Origin of the sequence: Streptomyces sp. NBC_00086, from assembly GCF_026343255.1 — a bacterium.
Classification (GTDB): domain Bacteria; phylum Actinomycetota; class Actinomycetes; order Streptomycetales; family Streptomycetaceae; genus Streptomyces.
Genome location: NZ_JAPELZ010000001.1, coordinates 4423754 through 4441273, shown reverse-complemented (window position 1 = coordinate 4441273; position 17520 = coordinate 4423754). Strand labels below are relative to the sequence as shown.

19 protein-coding genes and 1 pseudogene are annotated in these 17520 nt (G+C 71.5%); 9 read left to right on the top strand and 11 right to left on the bottom strand.

Going from position 1 to position 17520, the window contains the following annotated elements; all coding sequences use genetic code 11:
- Positions 1 to 78 precede the first annotated feature (78 nt).
- Positions 79 to 738 carry a DUF461 domain-containing protein gene (locus OG276_RS19935; RefSeq protein WP_266907341.1) on the top strand — a complete coding sequence of 220 codons (660 nt, stop codon included), beginning with the start codon at positions 79 to 81 and terminating at the stop codon, positions 736 to 738.
- Positions 739 to 832: 94 nt separating this feature from the next.
- On the opposite strand, the gene OG276_RS19930 is transcribed toward OG276_RS19935, so the two are convergent.
- Positions 833 to 1513, bottom strand: coding sequence for a response regulator transcription factor (locus OG276_RS19930; protein ID WP_007265514.1), 681 nt, complete (start codon positions 1511 to 1513; stop codon positions 833 to 835).
- Positions 1510 to 2754, bottom strand: a complete 1245-nt coding sequence (locus OG276_RS19925; protein WP_266907339.1) for a cell wall metabolism sensor histidine kinase WalK — start codon at positions 2752 to 2754, stop codon at positions 1510 to 1512. The genes OG276_RS19930 and OG276_RS19925 overlap by 4 nt, the downstream gene beginning before the upstream one ends.
- Positions 2755 to 2979: 225 nt before the next feature.
- Here OG276_RS19925 and phoU point away from each other — a divergent pair, with 225 nt between their 5' ends.
- A complete protein-coding gene (gene phoU / locus OG276_RS19920) occupies positions 2980 to 3657 on the top strand; it encodes a phosphate signaling complex protein PhoU (protein WP_030858619.1) in 678 nt (225 codons plus the stop codon).
- Positions 3658 to 3774: 117 nt separating this feature from the next.
- Complete coding sequence (locus OG276_RS19915) at positions 3775 to 3927, top strand: hypothetical protein (RefSeq protein WP_243339483.1); 153 nt, start codon at positions 3775 to 3777, stop codon at positions 3925 to 3927.
- 212 nt (positions 3928 to 4139) lie between these two features.
- Here OG276_RS19915 and OG276_RS19910 read toward each other — a convergent pair whose 3' ends face one another.
- Positions 4140 to 4577, bottom strand: coding sequence for a hypothetical protein (locus OG276_RS19910; RefSeq protein WP_266907336.1), 438 nt, complete (start codon positions 4575 to 4577; stop codon positions 4140 to 4142).
- A 1045-nt stretch (positions 4578 to 5622) separates the two neighbouring features.
- Here OG276_RS19910 and OG276_RS19905 point away from each other — a divergent pair.
- A complete protein-coding gene (locus tag OG276_RS19905; RefSeq protein WP_266907334.1) occupies positions 5623 to 6075 on the top strand; it encodes a hypothetical protein in 453 nt (150 codons plus the stop codon).
- 105 nt (positions 6076 to 6180) lie between these two features.
- Here OG276_RS19905 and OG276_RS19900 read toward each other — a convergent pair whose 3' ends face one another.
- Entirely contained in the window at positions 6181 to 6609 is a 429-nt protein-coding gene (locus tag OG276_RS19900; protein WP_266912943.1) for an AAA family ATPase, read from the bottom strand.
- A gap of 12 nt (positions 6610 to 6621) precedes the next feature.
- Here OG276_RS19900 and OG276_RS19895 point away from each other — a divergent pair.
- A pseudogene (locus tag OG276_RS19895) lies at positions 6622 to 6753 on the top strand (site-specific integrase); the annotation flags it as partial.
- 78 nt (positions 6754 to 6831) lie between these two features.
- Here OG276_RS19895 and OG276_RS19890 read toward each other — a convergent pair.
- Positions 6832 to 7593, bottom strand: coding sequence for a phosphoglyceromutase (locus OG276_RS19890; protein ID WP_266907332.1), 762 nt, complete (start codon positions 7591 to 7593; stop codon positions 6832 to 6834).
- A 162-nt stretch (positions 7594 to 7755) separates the two neighbouring features.
- Between OG276_RS19890 and OG276_RS19885 the strand changes: the two genes are divergently transcribed.
- Positions 7756 to 9132: an MFS transporter gene (locus OG276_RS19885; protein ID WP_266907330.1), complete on the top strand. Its 1377-nt coding sequence runs from the start codon at positions 7756 to 7758 to the stop codon at positions 9130 to 9132.
- Positions 9133 to 9173: 41 nt separating this feature from the next.
- On the opposite strand, the gene OG276_RS19880 is transcribed toward OG276_RS19885, so the two are convergent.
- Positions 9174 to 9698, bottom strand: a complete 525-nt coding sequence (locus tag OG276_RS19880; protein ID WP_266907328.1) for a YbjN domain-containing protein — start codon at positions 9696 to 9698, stop codon at positions 9174 to 9176.
- Positions 9691 to 10992: a D-inositol-3-phosphate glycosyltransferase gene (gene mshA, locus OG276_RS19875; RefSeq protein ID WP_266912941.1), complete on the bottom strand. Its 1302-nt coding sequence runs from the start codon at positions 10990 to 10992 to the stop codon at positions 9691 to 9693. The genes OG276_RS19880 and mshA overlap by 8 nt, the downstream gene beginning before the upstream one ends.
- Before the next feature lie 250 nt (positions 10993 to 11242).
- On the opposite strand from mshA, the gene OG276_RS19870 reads away from it, so the two are divergent.
- From OG276_RS19870 to OG276_RS19860, 3 genes are all read left to right on the top strand, one after another.
- Positions 11243 to 12052, top strand: a complete 810-nt coding sequence (locus OG276_RS19870) for a class I SAM-dependent methyltransferase (protein WP_266907326.1) — start codon at positions 11243 to 11245, stop codon at positions 12050 to 12052.
- A 169-nt stretch (positions 12053 to 12221) separates the two neighbouring features.
- Positions 12222 to 13271 (top strand): C40 family peptidase, encoded by a 1050-nt coding sequence (locus tag OG276_RS19865; protein ID WP_266907324.1) that lies wholly within the window; start codon positions 12222 to 12224, stop codon positions 13269 to 13271.
- Between the two features lie 279 nt (positions 13272 to 13550).
- On the top strand, positions 13551 to 14798 hold the full coding sequence (locus tag OG276_RS19860) for a PP2C family protein-serine/threonine phosphatase (protein ID WP_266907322.1): 1248 nt from the start codon (positions 13551 to 13553) through the stop codon (positions 14796 to 14798).
- A 53-nt stretch (positions 14799 to 14851) separates the two neighbouring features.
- On the opposite strand, the gene OG276_RS19855 is transcribed toward OG276_RS19860, so the two are convergent.
- The 4 genes from OG276_RS19855 to OG276_RS19840 form a co-directional block, all read right to left on the bottom strand.
- Positions 14852 to 15196 carry a DUF2516 family protein gene (locus OG276_RS19855; RefSeq protein ID WP_266907320.1) on the bottom strand — a complete coding sequence of 115 codons (345 nt, stop codon included), beginning with the start codon at positions 15194 to 15196 and terminating at the stop codon, positions 14852 to 14854.
- 124 nt (positions 15197 to 15320) lie between these two features.
- Positions 15321 to 15887: a hypothetical protein gene (locus tag OG276_RS19850; protein ID WP_266907318.1), complete on the bottom strand. Its 567-nt coding sequence runs from the start codon at positions 15885 to 15887 to the stop codon at positions 15321 to 15323.
- Positions 15888 to 15945: 58 nt separating this feature from the next.
- Positions 15946 to 16386: a helix-turn-helix domain-containing protein gene (locus tag OG276_RS19845; RefSeq protein ID WP_266907316.1), complete on the bottom strand. Its 441-nt coding sequence runs from the start codon at positions 16384 to 16386 to the stop codon at positions 15946 to 15948.
- A 292-nt stretch (positions 16387 to 16678) separates the two neighbouring features.
- A complete protein-coding gene (locus OG276_RS19840; RefSeq protein WP_266907314.1) occupies positions 16679 to 17497 on the bottom strand; it encodes a putative protein N(5)-glutamine methyltransferase in 819 nt (272 codons plus the stop codon).
- Positions 17498 to 17520: the final 23 nt, after the last annotated feature.

The window sequence follows — 17520 nt, the reverse complement described above, 5'->3', positions numbered from 1 at the left end:
CATCCTTAGAGCGGCTTTACTTCGCCGCTCCGAGGCGTCCACCCTTCCGTTCCGTACGTCCAAGGAGTTGCCTCCCCCGTGAGCCGCAGCCTTCGACGCGGCGCCCTCGCCGCCACCGCCGTCGTGTTCTCGATCGTCTCGCTGGGCGCCTGCGCCGCGGGCCACGACGCTCCGACTCTCCAGGTCAAGCCGGACAACGCCGCCGTGACCAAGGGCGACATCAAGGTCCAGAACGCTCTGGTGATCACCCAGGAGAAGGACAAGAAGGGCCCGGCCGCGGTCTCCGCGACGGTGTTCAACACCGGCACCAAGGAGCAGACGCTCGAGGGCATCACCCTTCCGGGCGCCAAGGCCGTCGTGACGCTGAAGCCCGCGGGCGGCGGCTCCAAGGTGGTCATCCCGGCCGGCGGCTCCGTCGTCCTGGGCGGCAAGGGCAACGCCTCCGCCGTGGTCGCCGGCGGGGACTCCGTCGTGGACGGCAACGTCCAGAAGATCGTCTTCCAGCTGAGCACCACGGGTGACGTCGAGCTGGAGGGCTTCGTCGTGCCGGCCACCGGCATGTACGCGGGCTACGGCGCGACCGCCGCCCCGGCCGCCGGCCCCTCCCCGTCCGGCAGCCCGTCGGGCTCCCCGTCCGGCTCGCCGTCGCCGTCCGGTTCCCCCTCGGGCTCGCCCGCGAGCAGCCCGTCCGGGTCCCCCTCCGGATCCGCGTCCGCGTCCGCCTCCGCCGGTCACTGAGGCGCGAAGCACCGTACTCAAAGGGAACGGCCCCCGTCCGCTCGATGCGGACGGGGGCCGTTCCCGTGTTCCGGGCCGGTTGGACGGGGCCGGTTTACGGCTCGAACTTGTAGCCGAGGCCGCGGACCGTGACCAGGTAGCGCGGCGCGCCGGGATCGGGCTCGATCTTGGCTCGTAGGCGCTTGACGTGGACGTCGAGGGTCTTGGTGTCGCCGACGTAGTCGGCGCCCCATACCCGGTCGATGAGCTGCATGCGGGTCAGGACGCGGCCCGCGTTGCGCAGCAGCATCTCCAGCAGGTCGAACTCCTTCAGCGGGAGGTCCACCTTGGCTCCGGCGACGGTGACCACGTGGCGGTCGACGTCCATCCGGACGGGGCCCGCTTCCAGGGCCGCCGGGGTGACCTCTTCCGGCTCTCCGCGGCGGCGCAGGACCGCGCGGATGCGGGCGACCAGCTCCCGCGAGGAGAAGGGCTTCGTGACGTAGTCGTCGGCTCCTATCTCCAGCCCGACGACCTTGTCGATCTCGCTGTCCTTGGCGGTCACCATGATCACGGGGACGTTGGAGCGGCCGCGGAGCTGCCGGCAGACCTCCGTGCCGGGCAGGCCGGGGAGCATCAGGTCGAGGAGGACGAGGTCGGCGCCGTTGCGCTCGAACTCGTCGAGCCCGTCGGGCCCGGTCGCGGCGATCGCGACCTCGAAGCCCTCCTTGCGGAGCATGTAGGACAGGGCGTCGCTGAAGGATTCCTCATCCTCGACGACTAGCACTCGGGTCACGGAAGGACCTCCGGGGCAGGGATGGCTGGTGCGGTGTGAGGTTCGAGCTGGGTGCTGGCGGGTGCGGAGGCCGTCGCCGGGGCCGGCGTGGCCGCTTCGGGGAGTCGCAGGGTGAACGTGGAACCCTGACCCTCCGAGCTCCATACCGACACCTCCCCGCCGTGCGAGGCCGCTACGTGCTTCACGATCGCAAGGCCCAGGCCGGTTCCTCCCGTGGCGCGGGAGCGGGCCGGGTCCACACGGTAGAAGCGTTCGAAGATGCGCTCGCGGTCCTTTTCCGGGATGCCGATGCCCTGGTCGGTCACGGCTATCTCGATCAAGTCTCCACCCGGTGCGGTGACCCGGCGCGCGGCGATGCCGACGCGGGTGCGGGCGGGGCTGTAGTTGACGGCGTTCTCGACCAGGTTTCCGAGGGCGGCCGCGAGCTGCCCCCGGTTGCCCCATACCCGCAGGTCGGCGGTGCCGCCGGCGGCCATGGTGATCTGTTTCGCGGAGGCCGTGTGGCGGCAGCGGTCTATGGCCTCGGCCACGAGCGTGTCCACCCGCATCGGCTCCGCGTCCTCCAGGGGGTCGTCGTTCTGTACCCGGGAGAGGTCGATGAGTTCTTGTACGAGGTTGATCAGGCGGGTGGCCTCGATCTGCATGCGGCCGGCGAAGCGGTGCACCGCCTCGGGGTCGTCCGAGGCGTCCATGACGGCCTCGGAGAGCAGGGAGATCGCGCCGACCGGGGTCTTGAGCTCGTGCGACACGTTCGCGACGAAGTCGCGGCGTACGGCCTCGATGCGGCGGGCCTCGGTGAGGTCCTCCACGAGGAGGAGCACCAGGCGGGAGCCGAGCGGGGCGACGCGCGCCGAGACGGCGAGCGCCTCGCCGCGGCCGGTGCCGCGCCGGGGCAGGTCGAGCTCGACCTGGCGTATCTCCCCGTCGCGGCGGGTGTCGCGGGCCATGTGGAGCATGGGTTCCACGGCCAGCTTGCCGCCGCGGACCAGGCCGAGGGCATATGCCGCCGAGCTGGCCTTGACCACCGCGTCCCCCTCGTCGAGCACGACGGCGGAGGAGCGGAGCACGGAGAGGACGGTGTCCACTCCCGGTGGGAGCACCGCATTGATGTCGGGGCGCATGGAGCTCCGGGTGGGGCGGGCTTGGTCGCGCTCGCTCCAGCGGAACGCCAGCATCGCGATCACACCGGTGCAAAGACCGGCAATCGCTGCAGCTGCGGCGACCGCCGCGTTCACGTCCATGACTCCAGGTTAAGCAGGCCGGGGGACACTTCCACAGCCGTTCGGGTGGCACCTCGAACAGTCGTCGCCCAGAGTTCACCCTGGCGACCGTGTTGATTCACTTGTGGTGCCGGAGTCGGTCGCGTTCGGGGTTCACCGTGGCAACGTGGGGCCGATGGCCGCACCGGCCCGCTCCCAGGGCAGTACTTGCAGTAGGCAGTAGTAGGTCGAGAGAGGGACACGAGAATGCGTGACGCGTACCACGAGGAACTGGACTCGATCGGTGAAGGCCTGGTCGAGATGGCCCGGCTGGTCGGCTCCGCCATCGGGCGGGCCACGACCTCCATGCTCGACGCCGACCTGAAGCTCGCCGAGAGCGTCATCGCCGCCGACCAGAAGGTGGATGACCTCCAGCACGACCTGGAGGCCCGAGCCATCGCGCTGCTCGCGCGCCAGCAGCCCGTCGCCACCGACCTGCGCATCGTCGTCACCTCGCTGCGCATGAGCGCCGACCTGGAGCGCTCCGGCGACCTGGCGCAGCACGTGGCGAAGCTCGCGCGGCTGCGCTTCCCGGACACGGCGGTCCCGCGCGACCTGCACGCGACCATCCTGGAGATGGGGCAGCTCGCGCAGCGGCTGATGGCGAAGGCGGCCGAGGTCATCATCACGAAGGACGTCGACCTGGCGCTCCAGCTGGAGCAGGACGACGACGAGATGGACCAGCTGCACCGCACGCTGTTCCAGCACCTGATGGACGACCGCTGGAAGCACGGCATCGAGACGGCCGTCGACGTGACCCTGCTGGGCCGCTACTACGAGCGCTTCGCGGACCACGCGGTGTCGGTCGCCAAGCGCGTGGTCTACCTGGTGACGGGTGAGCACGCGGACGAGCTCCAGGCCCCCACGCAGGTCGAGGGCGTCTGAGCCGATCCGGAGGACCGGCGGGGGCCGGATCAACAACGAGCCCCCAATGCGCCGTTGACGCGGGGGCCGGGCTGGGCATGAATGAGGGCGAAGGCACAACGCCTACGAGGAGGATCCATGCCCGATTCCCCCGTCCCCATCACCCCGGAGCAGGAAGCGCAGCCCCCGGAGGGCCTGCGCCTGCGCTTGCCGCTGCTCGCGGCCTGCGGCTGCGGCTCGGGCTGCGGCTGCGGCTGCCAGTCCGGCGCCCCCTGCCAGTGCGGCGGCTGAGGCCGCCCGACCGGCCACCCGTACGCGAAGGGCCCCGCCCGACACTCCTGTCGGCCGGGGCCCTTCGCGGTCGGGTCACGGGCCGGCGGCGCGTCAGGCCGTCGGCGCGTCAACCCGCCGTCGCGTCGGCTTGGGATCGTGCTCGGCCCGGGATCGTGCTCGGCCCGGGATCGCGTCGGTACGGGTCGCGTCAGCCGGGATCGCGTCCCGCGTCAGGCCGGGATCACGCCCACCGTGAAGCCCTCGCCGTCCTGGAACTCGATCAGCAGCCCGCTGTCGGTGAGGTGGATCCAGCACTCCGGCGTACAGTCCACGACCACCTCGGCGTGGCGCGCCACGAGGGCTGCCTCCAGCGCGACGGCCGGCATCCGGTGATTGCTCCAGAACACGACCGCGAGCTCACCGGCCGCGGCGTGCACGCCCAGCAGCCTGCGCAACTCGCCCCCGTCGAAGCCCTCGCTCCGCTCGCGGACCTCGGCCCCGCGCCAGTCCAGCCGCAGGGACCCCACCGTCCCGAACCGGTTCAGCCCCAGCGCGGCGAACGCCCGGTCCTCCTCGTACGAGAGCACGATCGCCTCGCCCGCCGCGGCTTCCAGCAGCTCCGCGACCGACTCCCGGTACGTCCCGTACGACTCCCCCATGCCCCCCATGCCCCCCATCCTCCCGCACCGCACGCAAGAGCCCCCCGCCCGCCGGTGACCGGGGACGGGGGGCTGCGCGCGTGCGCGGAAGGCTACTTCTTCTTGCCCTGGGTCTGGCGGGCCCGGTTCCCGCCCCAGGTCAGAGGGCCGCGCACCCTGCCTGACCTGCTGTCGAACGGTCATCGTTGGTCGTTGTCCGTCGCCCTAGGTCACCCTCGCAGGGCCCAGAGAGGGCCCACGGACCGGGCCCCAGAACTCGCTACCGATGACAGCCCTGCGTCCGAACTCCCAGGTGGCCGCTTGTCACTTGTCGCTTGTCGTTCCCTGTTTCCCCAGGTCATGCCGACGCAGCGCGTCACCGGATAGCCATTAGGCCTTGAGGCGACAAGCGACAAGCGACAAGGGCAGGGAAGCAGTAGTGGGGTCCCCAGTAGAAACGGGCTGATGAATGCCCCCAGGGGCGCTAGTGGGGTGTCCTAGTGGGTAGTGGGGTGTCGCCCCACTACCCACTACCCAGTAGAACGGCCACGTGGGAGGGCGACGCCTTCCAAGGAGGCGAGTGGGGGCAGCCCGTCTCTTGGCAGGCCCGCCCCGTGGCGAGCAAGGACGGCTCTTCAAGGGAGACGGCCGCGACCTCCTGAAGAGCCGCCGTCGCCACAGGAGAGGCCGAAGGGGGATCTGCCGTCCTAGAGAGTTGAGAGAAAGTAGTGCCCGCAGCGTCCGCCGGGCACTCTCCACCCCCTCTGACCTGCAACAACTGTGCGGACGCCAAGCAAATTGGCCAGCGTTCGACAGTGTCCGCAGTGTCCGCAGCGCCCACCCCGAACTATGAGCATCACCGCAGGTCAAAGCGCTCCCTTGGGCGAAGGACATACGGACGCTACGGCCGCAGCCCTGCTTCCGGCTTCGTCGTGGCCGTCGACCGGCTCGGACGACGGCACGCGGGCCACGGAGCCGGTCCCCGCGCGTACCGGCCTGCGGACGAGTGTGTGAGACTCCCCTCCTGGCCAACCGGGGTGGGAGTTTTGCCTTGCACATACGTATCAAGCCGTCGATGACGTCCAGGATCACGACGAGATCTATGGCGGCCGCCGCGATCCTGCTGGCAGCCGTTCCGCTGGCTGGCTGTACGGCTAACGACGCCCAGTCCAAAGCCGAGGCCGTCACTCGGGACACTGTGGACCGCGACGTGCGGGCGGCGGTCCGCAAGGCGGGCCTCGACCCCGCGAAGGGGAAGACCACCAACGTTCCGAATGGGGTCGCGAATCCGAGCATGGTCGACTGGATCGCGGTCCTCGGCACCCCGCAGGCGGAACAGGCGCTGCCGAAGATCGGGGCGGAACTGGAGCGCCTGGGATGGCGCGCAGAGCCCGTCGGCACTTTTCCCCTCAGCTACGAGAAGTCCGACTGGACCCTTCTGGGCCGCAGCGTGACCGAGGCCGACGCGGTCACGCTCGCTCCGGGCGAAAGCCTCCTCACCGTGACGGTCACAGACTTCGGCCGCTAGTGCTGTGACCGCCAAGGTTCACCGGGTCACAGCACTAGGTCTAGCAACAGGGGTCGCTAGGTCTAGCACCAGTCCTAGCGACTTGAAGGGCCGCTGACCTGGGAACTAGCGACTAGCAAGGGGTACGTGAAACCCCGGCTTCCGACCGGAAACCGGGGCTTCGAGGCTTGCCACCGCGTGCTGGCCGGGCAGGAAGCCGGGCTTCTCTTGCCCCAGAGCCCGGAGGTTGGCGAGGTCGCCCTGAGCAGCCTCTGCCAGCGCCTTCAACAGGGGGCCCGGGTCGCCGCGGTAAATCAGGTGGGGCTCGTCTGGTTGGGGCGGTACGAATCGTGCCCTGTAGCGGGTCAGGTCGCTCTCGGAGAAGTAGATCGAGTTCGGATCCGCTTCGTGCTGTGCGTTCCGCTTGCTCACGCGCTCCCAGAGCTCCTCGTGGCTTGCCTCCAGGTAGACCAGTACCGAGGTTGCGCCGGCGTCCGCTGCAGCCAAGTGCCACCGTGCGCGGTCGCCCGGCGTCCAGAAGCCGTGGTCGACCACCACGTTGTTCCCGTGAGCGAGTACCTGGGGCACTCGGATCCGGGACTCACGCTCAAGGTCTACGCCCACCTCATGCCGAGCAGCAGGGACCGTGCGCGGGAGGCTCTCGGCCGGGCTCTGCGGCCGGACGGTCCCCCACGCTGAGGGCCCACAGAGGGCCCAGGGAAAACGAATACCCCCGATCTGCGCCGTTTGCGCAGATCAGGGGCATGATCGCTTTTGCTACTTCTTCTTGCCCTGGTTCTTGACGGCCTCGATGGCGGCCGCCGCGGCGTCCGGGTCGAGGTAGGTGCCGCCCGGGTTGAGGGGCTTGAAGTCGGCGTCCAGCTCGTAGGAGAGCGGGATGCCGGTCGGGATGTTCAGGCCCGCGATGTCCTCGTCGGAGACGCCGTCGAGGTGCTTGACCAGCGCGCGCAGGGAGTTGCCGTGCGCGGCGACCAGGACGGTCTGGCCGGCCAGCAGGTCCGGGACGATCGAGTCGTACCAGTACGGGAGCATGCGGACGACGACGTCCTTGAGGCACTCGGTACGCGGGCGCAGCTCCGGCGGGATGGAGGCGTAGCGCGGGTCCTCGGACTGCGAGAACTCCGTACCGTCTTCGAGCGCCGGCGGCGGGGTGTCGTACGAGCGGCGCCACAGCATGAACTGCTCCTCGCCGAACTCGGCGAGGGTCTGGGCCTTGTCCTTGCCCTGGAGGGCGCCGTAGTGGCGCTCGTTCAGGCGCCAGGAGCGGTGGACCGGGATCCAGTGGCGGTCGGCTGCCTCCAGCGCCATCTGCGCGGTGCGGATCGCGCGCTTCTGGAGCGAGGTGTGCACGACGTCGGGGAGCAGACCGGCGTCCTTGAGCAGCTCACCGCCGCGGATCGCCTCCTTCTCGCCCTTCTCGTTGAGATTGACGTCCACCCAGCCGGTGAACAGGTTCTTCGCGTTCCATTCGCTCTCGCCGTGGCGGAGGAGGATCAGCTTGTACGGTGCGTCGGCCATGCGTACGAGCCTAATGGACGCACCCCGCCCCTCGCGCGCGGTGTGTACGGCACGTGGGACGGTCCCCGATTGACGCCGGCCGTCAATCCATTGGCCCCGGAAGGCCACTGTCCGTAGGGTCCGAACGAGTAGAGGGACGCTTACATCTCGGGGGGATTCCATATGTCCGTTGCCAGTGTGAGGCGGGCCGCCCGCGAGAGCGTGGCGGGACTGCCCCGGGAGTTCTGGTGGCTCTGGACGAGCACGCTGGTCAACAGGCTCGGGGCCTTCGTCGCCACATTCATGACCTTGTACCTGACCCTGGAGCGGGGCTATTCGGCCTCCTTCGTGGGACTTGTGGTGGCCCTGCACGGGCTCGGCGGCGTGGTGTCCTCGCTCGTCGCCGGAGTGCTCACGGACCGGCTGGGCCGCCGGCCCACGCTGATGGCGGCGCAGACCTCGACCGCGTTCTCGGTGGCGCTGCTCGGGTTCATGGAACATCCGGCGGCGATCGCCGCGGTGGCGCTGCTGGTCGGCATGACCTCCAACGCCTCGCGGCCCGCGGTGCAGGCGATGATGGCGGACATCGTCCGCCCCGAGGACCGGGTACGGGCCTTCGCGCTGAACTACTGGGCCATCAACCTCGGCTTCGCCGTCAGCTCGACCGCGGCGGGCTTCATCGCGGAGTACAGCTACCTGGCCGGGTTCCTCGGCGAGGCGGCCCTGACGCTGGTCTGCGCGGTGCTCGTCTACCTCAAGCTGCCGGAGTCCCGGCCGGAGAAGACGGCGGCGGAGAAGGCGTCCGCCGAGCCGGAGATCGGCCTGGGCACGGTGCTGCGGGACGGGCGGTTCATGGGCGTGGTCGGGCTGTCGTTCCTGATCTCGCTGATCTTCATGCAGGGCTCGTTCGGGCTGCCGCTCGCGATGGGCGCGGCCGGGTTCTCCACCGTCGACTACGGGCTGGTCATCGGCCTGAACGGCGTGCTGATCGTGGTGCTGCAGATCCCGGTCACCCGGTTCATCGAGCACCGCGATCCGCAGAAGCTGCTGGTCATCTCGGCGCTGCTGGCCGGGTACGGGTTCGGGCTGACGGCCTTCGGCGGCTCGGTGTGGGCGCTGGCGCTGACCGTCTGCGTGTGGACGCTGGCCGAGATCATCAACTCGCCGACCCAGATGGGCCTGGTCGCGCGGCTCTCCCCGGTACACGGGCGCGGCCGCTACCAGGGCATGTACACGATGTCGTGGGCGGTGGCCTCGCTGATCGCCCCGCTGATGGCGGGCTTCGCGATCGAGCACTTCGGCGCGGCCTGGCTGTGGGGCGCGACGGCGGTCCTGGGGACGATCGCCGCGGCGGGCTACTGGCTGCTGATGAGGGGGCTTTCGCAGGACGAAGGGGGCGCGGTGGAGGCGGCCGCGGAGACGGTCGTGGAGGTCGTCGCGGAGCCCGTCGTGAAGGTCGCGGTGGAGCCCGTCGCGGAGGTCACCGTGGAGTCAGTCGTGGAGGTCGCCGCTCCGGCGAAGGCGGCGGATCCGGTGGGTCCGGTGGGTCCGGCCGCCTGACCCTCTTGGCCCGCCTGGCCCGCCGGCTCCGCCTGGCCCTCCTACTCCGGCCGCGCCGCCGCCCCCGACGGCCGCGTCAGGTGCTTGAAGGCGTCCAGGTTGCGCGTGGACTCGCCCCGCGAGACCCGCCACTCGTACTCCCGCCGGATCGCGCTCGCGAAACCCAGCTCCAGCAGGGTGTTGAAGGCCCCGTCGGCGGCCTCCAGGACCGTGCCGAGCAGCCGGTCCAGGTCGTCGGGGGTGATCACCGACAGGGGGAGGCGGGCCGTCAGGTAGACGTCGCCGAGCGCGTCGACCGCGTAGGCCATGCCGTAGAGCTTGAGGTTGCGCTCCAGCAGCCACCGGTGGACGCCGGCCTCGTTCTCGTCCGGGTGGCGGATCACGAAGGCGTTGACCGACAGGGAGTGCTTCCCGGCCTTGAGCGAGCAGGTGGTGCTCAGCTTGCGGGTGCCGGGGAGCTGGACCACGTACGAGCCCGGCTCCGGGCTCTCCCAGCTCAGTTCCGCGCCGGTCAGCGTCGCTTCGATGATCGCCGCGGTGTCGTTGAGGGGGTCAGCGTCAGCCATGGTGGGAGCGTACGTGACGGCGGTGATCGTGCATCGCCCCCGTGTACACGTCGGCCGTGCCGCTCGCGGCGGTGTCCCAGCCGAAGAACTGCGCGTGCCGCGCGGCCGCCTCGCCCATCCGGTCCGACAGTCCCGGCTCGTCCACGAAGCGCCGTAGCTCGCGGGCGTAGTCGACCGGATCGTGGCCGGGTACGAGGATCCCCGTGACCCCGTCGTTCACGGCGACCGGCAGCCCGCCGACGGCCGCGGCCAGCACCGGCGTGCCGGTGGCCTGCGCCTCTATGGCGACCAGCCCGAAGGACTCGCTGTACGAGGGCATGACCAGCACGGACGCCGCCCGGAACCAGTCCGCGAGCCCGTCCTGCGCCACCGGCGGGTGGAAGTGCACGAGGTCCGCGATGCCGAGCTTCGCGGCGAGCTTCTGCAGCCCCTCCGGCTTCGCGAGCCCGCTGCCGCTCGGCCCGCCGACGACGGGCACGAACAGCCGGGTGCGCAGCGCCGGGTCCCGGTCCACGAGTTCGGCGACGGCCCGCAGCAGGATGTCGGGGGCCTTGAGCGGCTGGATGCGGCCCGCGAAGAGCGGGATGACGGCGTCCTGCGGCAGCCCGAGGCGGGCGCGGGCGGCGGCGCGGCCGTCGGCGACGGTGAAGCGGTCGAGGTTCACGCCGGGGTGGACGACGGCGACCTTGCCGGGGTCGGCCGCGTAGTGGCGTACGAGCTCGTCGGCTTCCTCGGCGGTGTTCGCGATGAGCCGGTCGGCGGCGTCGACGATCTGCGTCTCGCCGATGACGCGGGCGGCCGGTTCGGGGGTGTCGCCCTCGGCGAGCGCCGCGTTCTTCACCTTGGCCATGGTGTGCATGGCGTGCACGAGCGGGACGCCCCAGCGCTCGGCGGCGAGCCAGCCGACGTGACCGGAGAGCCAGTAGTGGGAGTGGACCAGGTCGTAGTAGCCGGGGCGGTGCCCGGCCCAGGCCTGCATGACGCCGTGGGTGAAGGCGCACAGCTGGGCCGGCAGCTCCTCCTTGGCGAGGCCCTCGTACGGGCCCGCGTCCACGTGCCGTACGAGGACTCCGGGCGCGAGCTCGACTACGGGCGGCAGGCCGCCGGTGGTGGCGCGGGTGAAGATCTCGACCTCGATGTTGATCGCGGCGAGGCGCCGGGCCAGCTCGACGATGTAGACGTTCATCCCGCCGGCGTCGCCGGTGCCGGGCTGGTGCAGCGGTGAGGTGTGCACGCTGAGCATCGCGACCCGGCGCGGCTTGCGGTGGCCTCCGACGGCGGCGGGCAGGCGCAGGCGGGGCGGCTCGTGACGGGTGCCCGAGCGGGCCGCGGCGAACCGTCCGCCGATGCTGCCGCCGATGCGGGACACGTACTGGCTCAAGGGAGCAGTTCCTCTCGCTCGGACGGCATGACACCGAGAGCGCTGTCGGCGCTCTTCTAGGAGTGCAACCCGGACGGCCGTCTCCCGCATTCCGGGACGGGCGGTTTTCCTGCTGCCGCGCGGGATTTTTATCGCGCGGGAACCCTCCGCTTACTCTCTGCACATGGCCTCCCGCTCCACCCCTCCCCCGCGGCGCCCCGTCGGCACGGTGACCCGCGGGACGACGAACCCGAACCGCCTGCGCCGCATGGACCGCTGGATCGCGGCGACGCACGGGGCGGCGCTGCGGCGCGCGGACGCCCCGGTCGCGGTGGACCTCGGCTACGGGGCCGCGCCCTGGACCGCGGTGGAGCTGCTGACCCGGCTGCGGGAGGCGGCCCCGCGGGTGCGGGTGGTCGGCATCGAGATCGAACCGGCCCGGGTCGCGGGTGCGAAGCCGTACGAGCGGGAGGGCCTGAGCTTTCGGCACGGCGGCTTCGAGGTGCCGCTGGAGGGCGGGGTGCGGCCCGCGCTGATCCGGGCGGCGAACGTGCTGCGCCAGTACGACGAGGAGCAGGTCGAGGCGGTGTGGGAGCGATTGTGTGCCCGGCTCGCTCCCGACGGGCTGCTGGTGGAGGGGACGTGCGACGAGATCGGGCGGCGCCACGTCTGGGTCGCGCTCGGGCCCGAAGGGGCGCGCACGGTGACCTTCGCGACCCGGCTGGGCTCCCTGGAGCGCCCCTCGGACCTGGCGGAGCGGCTGCCGAAGGCGCTGATCCACCGCAACGTGCCGGGCGAGCCGGTGCACGCGTTCCTGCGCGACTTCGACCGGGCGTGGGCGGCGGCGGCCCCGTACGCCTCGTACGGGGCGCGGCAGCGCTGGATCCGGACGGCGCGGGCGCTGGCCGGGGACTGGCCGCTGGCGGACGGGCCGGTGCGGTGGCGCCAGGGGGAACTGACGGTGCGGTGGGAAGCGTTGAGGCCTTCGGGGTGACGGGGGCGGACGTGGCTGCCGGAGCTGCCGTGGCCAGGGGGGCCGCGGGGGCGATCGGGACGCATCGGATGGATATCCACAAGGGTGTTGGAATTCACCGACTCGTGGCACCATCCCGAAGGCAATGACAAGTTACTGACGATTAATCAATCCTGTGTCTGGGGGGACCATGAGGAAACGACGACGGGGTTCGATCGCCCTCACTCTGCTGTGCGCGATGGCGCTGCTGTCCGCGCCCGGCGCGCTGGCCGGTACCGCGTTCGCGGCGCCGGAGCCCCAGCAGGGCAAGTCCCTGGAGCAGGTCCGCAAGGAAATAGAGGGTCTCTACCGCGAGGCCGGCGCCGCCACCGACGCCTTCAACCTCGCGGAGAGCGAGACCAAGACGCAGTCCGACAAGATCGTGGAGATCGCCAACCTGGTCCTCGCGGGCCAGGACCGCATCACCGTCCTGAAGGGCCGCGCGGGCGCCGCCGCCCGCGCCCAGTACCGCTCGGGCGGGCTGCCGCCGGGCGCGCGACTGGCCCTGAGCGACGACCCGTCACAGTTCCTGGACGGCACCGACCGGCTGCGCCAGGGCGAGAAGGCCACCTCGGACCTGCTCTCCGAACTGAACCGCACCCAGAGCGACTTGCAGCAGTACGCGAGGGACGCCAGCGCGCACTGGGAGACCCTGGAGGCCAACCGGGTCAAGCAGGAACTCGCGAAGAAGCAGGTCGAGGACAAGATCAAGGCGGCCGAGGACCTCGAAAGCAAGCTGGAGGCCGAGCAGAAGGCCCGGCTGCTGGAGCTGGAAGCGGAAGCGCAGCGCAAGGCGCAGACCGACTGGCTGTCCACGGGCGCGCTGAACGGCTCCAAGGGGGCCGCGGCCACCGACGCGGGCAAGCGGGCCGTGCAGTTCGCGGCCGCCCAGATAGGAAAGCCGTACGTGTGGGGCGCCGAGGGACCCGGTTCGTTCGACTGCTCCGGGCTGACCTCACAGGCCTGGCTCGCGGCGGGCAAGAGGATCCCGCGCACCTCGCAGGAGCAGCTGCGGCTGCCGAAGGTCGCGGTCAAGGACATGCGGCCGGGCGACCTGATCATCTACTTCGACGACGCGAGCCACGTCGGGATGTACGTCGGGGACGGCGCGATGGTCCACGCCCCCCGCCCGGGCCGCAACGTCACCATGGCGGGCGCGGGCTCCATGCCGATCAAGGCCGTGGTCAGGCCGGACGCGTAGCGGCCCGCTCACCGACGGGCAGCACCGCCTGCGGCGAGCGCCCTCAGGGGCCGGCGGCCGGCCGTCGGGGGCGGCCCGCCCGCCACGGCGGTACGTCTCGGTGGGCGGGATCCCGTACCCCTCCGCCGTGACGTTGGTCATTCGCCGACGCGGACTTTCCCACCTGATAACGGCATATGCCGGAGCCCCGCGCCGGACCCGCCATTCCGCTTCCCTCGTCCCGCCGCTAGGGTCGCCGGACGAGCGAACCCCCGAGGGGGCGGGAAGGAACCGGAGACGATGCCCGTACCCGTACCGCGGCAGAGGGACATCCCGGGCACCGAGAGCGGCCCGGGCGCCACGTCATCGCTCACCCTGCTGGTGATCGAGGACGACCCCGCCGGCGGCCTCACCGTCCCCGAGATACTCGACGCCGACGGCCACCGCATCAGGCTGCGCAGCGCCCGCAACCTCACGGAGGCGGCCCGGCTGCTCACCCCCGACGTGAACTGCGTCCTGCTCGACCTCGCGCTCCCGCACGGCGGCGCGGGCTCCGGCTCCGGCGACGCCGCCGATCCCTTCGGCGCCCTGCGCCAGGTGCTCCGCATCGCCCCGCGGCACGCCGTCCTCGTGCTCACCTCCGAGGAGGACGCGGAGCGCGCCGCGGAGGCCGTACGCGTGGGGGCCCAGGACTTCCTGTTCCGCGACGAGCTGGACGGGCGGCTGCTCAGCCGCGCCATCCGCTACGCGGTGGAGAGAAAACGGGCGGACATCGCCCAGTACAAGCTTGCAGAATCGAAACTTCGGGCCCAGGAGAACGCCCGCCTGGAGCGCGGACTGCTCCCGCACCCGCTCCTGGAGGGCTCCGACCTCCGCTTCGCCGCCCGCTACCGTCCCGGCCGCAGCCGCGCGCTCCTCGGCGGGGACTTCTACGACACCGTCCGCACCCCCGACGGCACCGTCCACGCGATGATCGGCGACGTCTGCGGCCACGGCCCGGACGAGGCCGCCCTCGGCGTCGAGCTGCGCATCGCCTGGCGGGCGCTGACCCTGGCCGGCCTGTGCGGCGACGACCTGCTCTCCACCCTCCAGCAGGTCCTCGAAGTCGAGCGGCCCTGCGAGGAGATCTTCGCGACGCTCTGCACGGTGGACATCTCCCCGGACGGCCGGCGCGCGGGCCTGTGCCTGGCGGGCCATCCGGCGCCGCTGATCTCCCGGCCGGGCCGCCCCGCGCGACTGCTCCCGTACGAGAACAGCGGCCCGGCGCTCGGCCTGCTGCCCCGGGCCCGCTGGCCGCGCCGCCAGGTGGAGCTGGGCGGCACGTGGAGCCTGATGCTCTACACCGACGGCCTGATCGAGGGCAAGATCGGGCAGGGCAAGGAGCGGCTGGGGCAGGACGGCATGGTCGAGATGATCAACCGCCACCTGGCCGACGGACTGAGCGGCGAAGGCCTGCTCGAAGCCTCCGTGACCGAGGCCCGCCGCCTCAACGGCGGGGAGCTGACGGACGACGTCGCCGTCGTCCTCCTCTCGCGCGCCGAGGGCTGACGGGCCGGACGGGCGCGACAGCCGCGACGCCCGGGGCCTGCCGCCCTACAGCTCTACCGTCCGCCGTTGTAGGGCCCGTACGGCCCGTCGCTGCTGCTGCCGCCCCGTCGGCCGCCACCGCCGCCGCCCGAGACCTGCTTGAGGGCGGGCCGCACGTCGACGAAGAACACGATGCTGGCGACGAGACCGGCGATCTGCAGGAAGAGCATCCCGAGGAAGAAGTCCACGAGCACGGTGATGCCGAGGATGACCGCCCAGAAGGTCTTGGTCTGCTTGCCGGCCGCCCGGTACGCGTCCTCGCGCGCCGTCAGCGCCATCACGAAGGCCACCACGGCGAGCCCGAGCATGGCGTACCCGAGCAGCGGAAGCACTCCCTGATCGAACCCGTTCATCAACATCGTCTGACCGCCTTCTCACGCCTCGCCCGCCGGATGCCACCTGCCTCCACGCTACCGGCAGAGCCCCTTTCCCAAACCACAACGGACCGGACGCCCCGCGGGTGCCCGGTCCGTCGCGCCGTACTCAGCTCTGGTCGGCCGGCTCGGCGGCGGCCTTCTTGGCCGCGGCCTTGCGGGCCGGAGCCTTCTTCGGCGCGGGCTCCGCGGCGGGCTCGACCACGGGCTCCGCCACCGGCTCGGCGGCCTCCGGCTCCACGACCACGGCGATGTCGACGATCTCCTCGGAGACCTCGCCGCGCCATGCCCGTACGGTCTGCTCACCGTGCTCGGCGACCTTGTCGTAGGCCTCCTTGGCCTTGACCGCGTACTCGGCGGCCACGCCGACCCCGCGCAGCGCCAGGTCCTGGGCGGTCTCCCCGAGCTTCTTCGCGTCGATCGCCCCGAACACCTCGGCGACGGTGGCAGTGACCGCCTCCTGCGCCTCCTTGGCCTTCTCCTTGGCCTTCTCCTGCACGGCCTTCGGGTCGGTGTTCTTCACGGCCTCGATGCGCGCGGGGGCCTCGGCGCGCAGCTGCTCGATCAGCCCGGGCACCTTCCTGGCCTGCTGCACGGCGAGGTCGGCGGTGCCGGCGGCGAAGTAGAGGGGGGTCGGGTCGGTGAGGGTCTTCTTCAGGTCATCGGCGATGGCCATGTGGTGGTCCTCCCGGATCACGGTCTCAGTTCGTGCTCAGTGCGTACTCGGTGCGTACTCAGTTGGTACGGCGCGTCTCGGCATCGCCACTAGCGCCGTCGGAAGCGACTTCCGCTCCCGCCTCGGCCTTCGCCTCGGCTTTCGCCTCGGCCTCCGCGGCGTTCTCCTTGCGGAAGGACTCGTAGACCTGGAGCAGCACCTGCTTCTGCTGCTCGCTGATGGACGGGTCGGCGAGGATCACGGCCCTCGTCTCCACGGCGTCCCGGTCCCGCTCGTCCAGGATTCCGGCCTGCACGTACAGCGTCTCGGCGGAGATCCGCAGCGCCTTGGCGAGCTGCTGCAGGATGTCCGCGCTCGGCTTGCGCAGCCCGCGTTCGATCTGACTGAGGTACGGATTCGACACCCCCGCCGCATCGGCCAGCTGCCGCAGCGAAAGCTGCGCCTGCCTCCGCTGCTCGCGCAGGTACTCGCCGAGGTTCCCGACGTTGAGCGATGCCATGACCCGATCCTGCCGCACCTTGCTAACTATTGCAAGCAGCTGCTTGCAATAACTCCCACCCCTCGGCTCGTGCCGGCAGCCTTGCCGAACGGTGTCACCGATCCCGACAGGCCGCCTTCGTCGTCATACAGCTCAAGGCCGGAGATCCCGTCTGACGCCACGCCCGGTTCTGCCGCGCCGTCTCGTGCGCGCATCACGTCGCAGCGGGCCGCCTCAGGGCGCGCCCTGAGGCGCGAGCCCGACGACCACCCCCGACGACCACCCCCAATGACCGCACCGGCGGCCGCCCCGACTACGGCGCCGCCGCGATGACCACCGTCGCGTAGTACTCCTCGGAGGTCACCGTGCGCACCGACAGGCCCGCCGCCGTCAGGGCCGCAGCCGTGACGGGGGCCTGGCGGGTGCTCGTTTCGATCAGGAGGCTGCCGCCCGGCGCGAGCCAGGGCCGGGCGCCGGCGGCCACCCGGCGGTGGACGTCCAGGCCGTCCGCGCCGCCGTCCAGGGAGACGGGCGGTTCGTGGTCGCGGGCCTCCGCCGGCAGCAGGGCGATCTCCCCGGTCGGGACGTACGGGGCGTTGACCACCAGCACGTCGACCCGGCCCCGCAGCCCGGCGGGCAGGGGAGTGTAGAGGTCGCCCTCCCAGACCCGGCCGCCGTACGGGGCCACGTTGCGCCGGGCGTAGGCGAGCGCGGCGGGGTCGATGTCCGCCGCGTGCAGCTCCGCCCCCGGCACCCGCGCGGCCACGGCGGCGCCGAGCGCGCCCACCCCGCAGCACAGGTCGACGACCACCGCGCCGGGCCGCGCCGCCTCCACCGCCTCCCGCGCGAGGAACTCGCTGCGCCGGCGCGGCACGAAGGCCCCCTCGCCGACGGCCATCCGCAGCCCGCAGAACTCCGCCCAGCCGACGACGTGTTCCAGCGGTTCGCCCGCGACCCGCCGGGCCAGCAGCCCCTCCAGGTGCCCCGCGTCCTCGGCGGCGGCCGTCAGCAGCTCCGCCTCCTCCTCCGCGAAGACGCAGCCGGCCGCGCGGAGGGCTTCCACCAGTGTTGCCAAGTACCTCAGTCCTCGTTCCGTGAGTTTCCCGCCCGGCCCGCACGCACGGACGCACATGCATACGCACGCACGCCCGCACA